The following is a 5,029-nucleotide window of genomic DNA, read 5'->3' as shown; positions in this document are numbered from 1 at the left end:
TTGTTACCCCCCGCCGAAAAACTACAAAATTTCTTCGGCGTTTTCTTACAATTTCAAATTGGCGTTGACAGGCTCTACGGGCTGATCTTAGAGGGAGTGGAATACATGGCGGACTCCCTGCTGAACATCTTCTCCCTCGATTTGGCTTACTTTGAAACCTACGCCCCGGTGGTGAACGATATTCAGAATATCGTCATCGCCGTGGGCTGGGCCCTGCTCATCGGCAATCTGGTATTCCAGGCCATGCGCTCTATGGCCGCCGGCCTGGGTTTTGAGGGGGAGGACCCGGTGGCCCTGGGGACCCGCACCTTCGTTTTCGCCTTTCTCCTGCTGGCCAGCCGGCAGATCTGCGCCATAGGGCTTAACTTCACCAGCACCATTATGGACCTGTTCCAAGTCCCGGATGCGGTGGAGATTATCACCCCGGATGAAAACGCCTTTGGCATCGACTCCTCCTGGCTGCTGGCCATGATCGTGGGACTGATCCTCATTTTCCAGGTGATAAAATTCTTCTTTGAGATTGGGGAGCGGTATGTGGTCACGGTGATTTTGGTGGTGCTGGCGCCCCTGGCCTTCGGTATGGGCGGGAGCAAGAACACAGAGGATATTTTCAAGGGGTGGTGCAGGATGTTCGGCAGTATGTGTGTGATGATGCTGATGAATGTGATTTTCTTAAAGCTGCTGCTTTCCACCATGAGTACGGTGCCCAGCGGCCTGGGGATCTTCCCCCGGCTGATTTTTGTGACAGCCATTGTCCGGGTGGGCAGGAAGATCGATGATATTGTCTGCCGGATGGGGCTGAATCCCGCCCACACGGGAAGCCCCCTGGGGCATGGCTTTATGGCCCTTCCCACCATGATGGCAAACCATGCCGCCTGCACCGTGATACAGACGGTGGCCGCCAACCGCACAGGGGGAGGGAAAACGCCCTCCTCCGGCAATCGGAGCAGCAACCGGCCCAGCAGCGGCTCCGCTGCTCCGGGGCCAAATCCAGCTCCTTCTTCTCCACCGCCTGCGGGCGGCGGAACCGGCGGCTCTGCTCAGGGCAAAACGGCAGGAGCGGCCTCAGCTGCGGATAGTACCCCGCCCGCCGGGACAACGCCAAAAGCCCCCAATCCGGGGACTGCGCCTGCTTCGGCAACAGCGAATCTGGGAACAGCCCAGGGCCAGCAGGGAGCGGCTGCTCCGGCCAAAGGAACAGCGCAGGAGGGTCCAGCACCCACAAGGCCACCCCTTGGGCGGGGCAGGAAATTTACGCCGCCTTCTGCCGGTAGAACGCCTGGACAGACAGACGAAAAGGGCAGCGTGTCTACGCCACAAACTCCAGCGGCCACCGGCACACCTGGACAGCCGGGAGCGCCTGGTCATCCCACCTCACAACCTCCGGCGGCAGCAGCTCAACAAAACACTGGGGTAAGCGGCCAGGAAAAAGCGCCGCCCCTTAGTGCCAATACCGCAGTCTCATCCGGTGTTGTCACAGCAAAGGATGGCAAAAATGCCGGAACACCCCAAAGCCCTGACAATCCTTCCCGCCCGGCTCCGGCCGCGAAACCCCCTGCGGGTACTTCTGCCCGTCCCGCCGCTTCTGGGAACGCCCAGACAAATAACAGCAGCACAACTTCCCAGGTGCAGAATGGGCCTCGCACCCATACACCTGCGGCTGGTGTTCCCGGCGCGCCTGGTACGCCGGGGCATCCCGCAGCATCGAACAGCAACCGGCCGGAACGGCCTGCATCTAAACCGGCATGGAACAAGACTTCTTCTCCGCCGCCGCAGAATCCGGCTGTTGCTCCTTCCGGCGTCCCTGTCAGGAATCCGGGGGCGGTTTCCGGCGGAACGACCCAGCATGGGCCCAGCCGGGCGCCCACAGGGGTAAGCAATTCCGACCCTTCGGGGACAAGCCATCCCACCACAGGAACCAGGCCGCTTCAATCGAATCCTCCGGCTGCGGCCCCAGCACCGTCCAATCCGAAAGGGCCTAGCAGCACGCCGCCCAGCCGCCCTGACGCGCCGCCCCGGCCTGTCACTCCGGCGGCCCCGGTCGTTCCCACAAATCCAGTACAGGGCAATCCCAAACACGAATCTTCACAGCGACCGGCATCGCCTTCCGACAGGCCGGTAAAGAATCCCCCGCCCGTTCGGGAGGATAAAAAACCTGAAAACGGCAGTACCCACCCGGCCAGACCGGGAGAGCCGCAAAAATAGCAGAGAAGGTGAGAAATGAGCCAGAACCAGCAAAAGGGGATCTCCAGCGCTGCCAATTTGGCGCGCCTGGGTCACGCTGTCTCCACCGTCCTCCAGGGGGCGGTGAGCGGCGGGCTCCATGGCGCGGCGGTGGCCGCAACCAAGGCTTTCCTTCCGGAAATTATCAAGGCGATTTTCTACATCATCCTTTTCTGCATCTTCATCCCATTTTTCCTATACCTTTCTGTTGTGCATCCCAACTTCCAATATCCTACGGTGCAGAACAGCACCATACAGGAGATGAACGCAAAGGCGGCCTATGTAGGCTCCCTTTACGACAGCTTCTCCGACCTTACACGGCAGGAGGCCGACGCCATCATAGCCCGTCTCTCGGCGGGCTATGATGATGTTGTCGTCACCGAGGACTTTGGCAACACCGACCGGTATTGGTTTATCTCCATTTCCTCCGTCTGGCACGAACAGGACCTGGGGCGCATCACCGAGGAAAGCGTTCGGGAACTGGTCCGGCAGAATATCGAGTACACCTATTGGGTGGAAACCTACTGCGAAGACAGCGACGAGGAGGAGAGCGATCCCCTCTATCGGATTCACATAGATATTTACGACATCGGCCAGGACGCCCTGATGCAGAAGCTGGGGCTGGACACCTTCAAGACCCAGTGGGCCGGATTCCTCTACCAAAACCAGATGGGAATGCTGAATGATGGATACGAAGCCTCCGCCAACGGGACCCACAGCGAGATCAAAGACATGATACAGGGTGACGATACCCCGTTGGAGGGCGGGGGCTTTGGCAATCCCTTCCCCGGCACGAACTGGTTCGGGAATATCACCTCCTACTTTGGTAATCGTCCTTATCCCGGCGTCGGTACAGGAACCAGCAACCATACCGGCCTGGATATTTCTGCTGGGACAGGCACAGAAATCTGCGCCGTGCAGGGCGGGACGGTGCTGTTTGTTCGGGATTCCGGCAGTTCCGACTATGGAAAGCACCTGGCTATCCACCACGGCGGCGGGTATGTGACCCTCTACGCCCACTGCAGCCAGCTTCTGGTGCGGCAGGGGCAAAAGGTGGAGGCCGGGCAGGCCATCGCCAGAGTAGGGCAGACCGGCTGGGCCACCGGACCCCATTTACATATCGAGGTCATTGTGGATGGGGAGCCAAGGGACCCGCTGTGGTATCTTTCCAAGGGATAAGAAAAACCGCTGTGCTTCACGGGGAAACACAGCGGTTTCATTGAGTTTTACTGACCGGCCAGCAGCTTGCGGTACTTCTGCCAATCTGCTTCGGGGACTTCTAATGTTGTAAAGGCTTCTTCCACAGGCATCCCCTTGTTTTTCATCAAATTTTTGAGGGCAAAGAGAATCCCATCAATTCTCCCTTCTTCTTTTACACTTTGGCTTAAATTACACATAGTAGACACCTCACTTTCCAATTCACGGGTCATTGGTATATCAAATTCGTTCTCCAAAACCTCTTGCTTTTCCTTTTCGCTTGTTTTGTTAGAGAGAAGCGTATGAAGGAGTTTCAAAATTCCCTCGTAATGCTCCACCTCTGGTCCGCCCAGGCAAATCATGACCACCGAGAGCAAATCGTAGTTGGCAACTGGTTCCTTTGCATCGCCAATCAAGTTCCTTTCGGTCATCTGATAGCAGGTGATTGTATTCTTTCTGCTTTCCGGTGAATCCAGACAAACCCAGATGGAATAGACCTTCTTGATCTTCTCGTAGTGGGAGTCGATAAAGTCCCTGTTGCTCTGGCGGGAAATCATCCTACTGCAATAATAGATTCCCCGTTTCAGCAGCGGATAACCGGGTTTGAATTTCTTCTGGGCCTCCACATTGATATATAACTCAATAAGTTCTTCGGAACCGGGGGCAACCGCACGGAAACTAATATCGTAGGTAACGGTTCTTACCCCAGGAGACTTATCCGTGGTATCCGTTCCCTGGATCAGAGGACCTGTGTCATCTGGGAAAACCGGCTCCTTGCTGATGGAGGGGGTGCCTTCAATATACTTCTCTGCGATTTCCTGTACATCTAAATCCCGGTATTCCTCCAGGCAGCTCTTCATGATCCAGGCCAAGATGATCTTTTGAGAAAGGAGCCGCTTACAAGCCTCATCATAGGCAGAATTTCCCTCCGTGGTGTGGAGCGCCTGCGCAATAGCTGTTGGTGAGTCCATGGGGAACACCTCCTTTTCCGTCCTCATTATACCACAAGCATGGCTAATTGTCTAATGCGGATCTCCTCTGTCAAGATTCCATCCGCTTCTCTATGTAATGTTCGGCTGCCTCCAAAAAAGCACAAGCATTTACTTCCTGCTGTTCAGCCTCCTGCCTGGAAACCGCAAAGGAATCGTCATAGTCACAGGCGGCACGCAGGTCAAATACCTTTCTGATGATTTGAGAGGAGCTTTCGTCAAAAACCCCGGTTGTAACATAATGCTCCGTGAAATTTTCGGTAACAGCAGGGCCTTCTTTGAAATCAAGCCCGTCCAGTATCAGGACCGCCCGCATCCCATGGAAGATGGCGAAGCAGGAGCGATCAATGCTGGCCTCATAGTCCCCGTCAAAAAGAATGTTCCTGGCCGTGGCCGCGCACTGTCGGGCTTTTCCCAGACGATGCCGGGCAAGCTCCATTTGATTTTCACTGGGCACGGATGAACACCCCCTCTGTGTATGATTTTCTATTTCATTATGCGCTATCCCCTTAGGGTCTGTTCACACAAATAAAGATATGCTATAATAAAGGAATGGAACTGAAGAAAGAACAATACGAACAAATCGCAGAGTGCTTTCCGAAACAGCGGAAACCAGCAAA

At 55.9% G+C, this 5,029-nt stretch carries 4 protein-coding genes; 2 read left to right on the top strand and 2 right to left on the bottom strand.

Going from position 1 to position 5,029, the window contains the following annotated elements:
• Both D5269_RS16745 and D5269_RS16740 read left to right on the top strand, forming a co-directional pair.
• Positions 1-2,205: hypothetical protein (locus D5269_RS16745; protein ID WP_243126939.1), on the top strand; the 2,205-nt coding region annotated here is incomplete at its 5' end.
• Between the two features lie 15 nt (positions 2,206-2,220).
• The gene (locus D5269_RS16740) at positions 2,221-3,402 is read left to right on the top strand and encodes a M23 family metallopeptidase (protein ID WP_120487079.1); all 1,182 of its coding nucleotides are present in this window, start codon (positions 2,221-2,223) and stop codon (positions 3,400-3,402) included.
• A gap of 47 nt (positions 3,403-3,449) precedes the next feature.
• Here D5269_RS16740 and D5269_RS16735 read toward each other — a convergent pair whose 3' ends face one another.
• On the bottom strand, positions 3,450-4,391 hold the full coding sequence (locus tag D5269_RS16735; RefSeq protein WP_120487078.1) for a hypothetical protein: 942 nt from the start codon (positions 4,389-4,391) through the stop codon (positions 3,450-3,452).
• A gap of 70 nt (positions 4,392-4,461) precedes the next feature.
• On the bottom strand, positions 4,462-4,866 hold the full coding sequence (locus tag D5269_RS16730) for a HEPN domain-containing protein (protein ID WP_166545233.1): 405 nt from the start codon (positions 4,864-4,866) through the stop codon (positions 4,462-4,464).
• Between the last annotated feature and the right edge of the window lie 163 nt (positions 4,867-5,029).

It is taken from the genome of Anaerotruncus sp. 1XD42-93 (genome assembly GCF_009917605.1).
GTDB lineage: Bacteria > Bacillota > Clostridia > Oscillospirales > Ruminococcaceae > Anaerotruncus.
The sequence above is the reverse complement of the archived record's forward strand: the minus strand, read 5'-3'. Positions and strand labels throughout refer to the sequence as shown.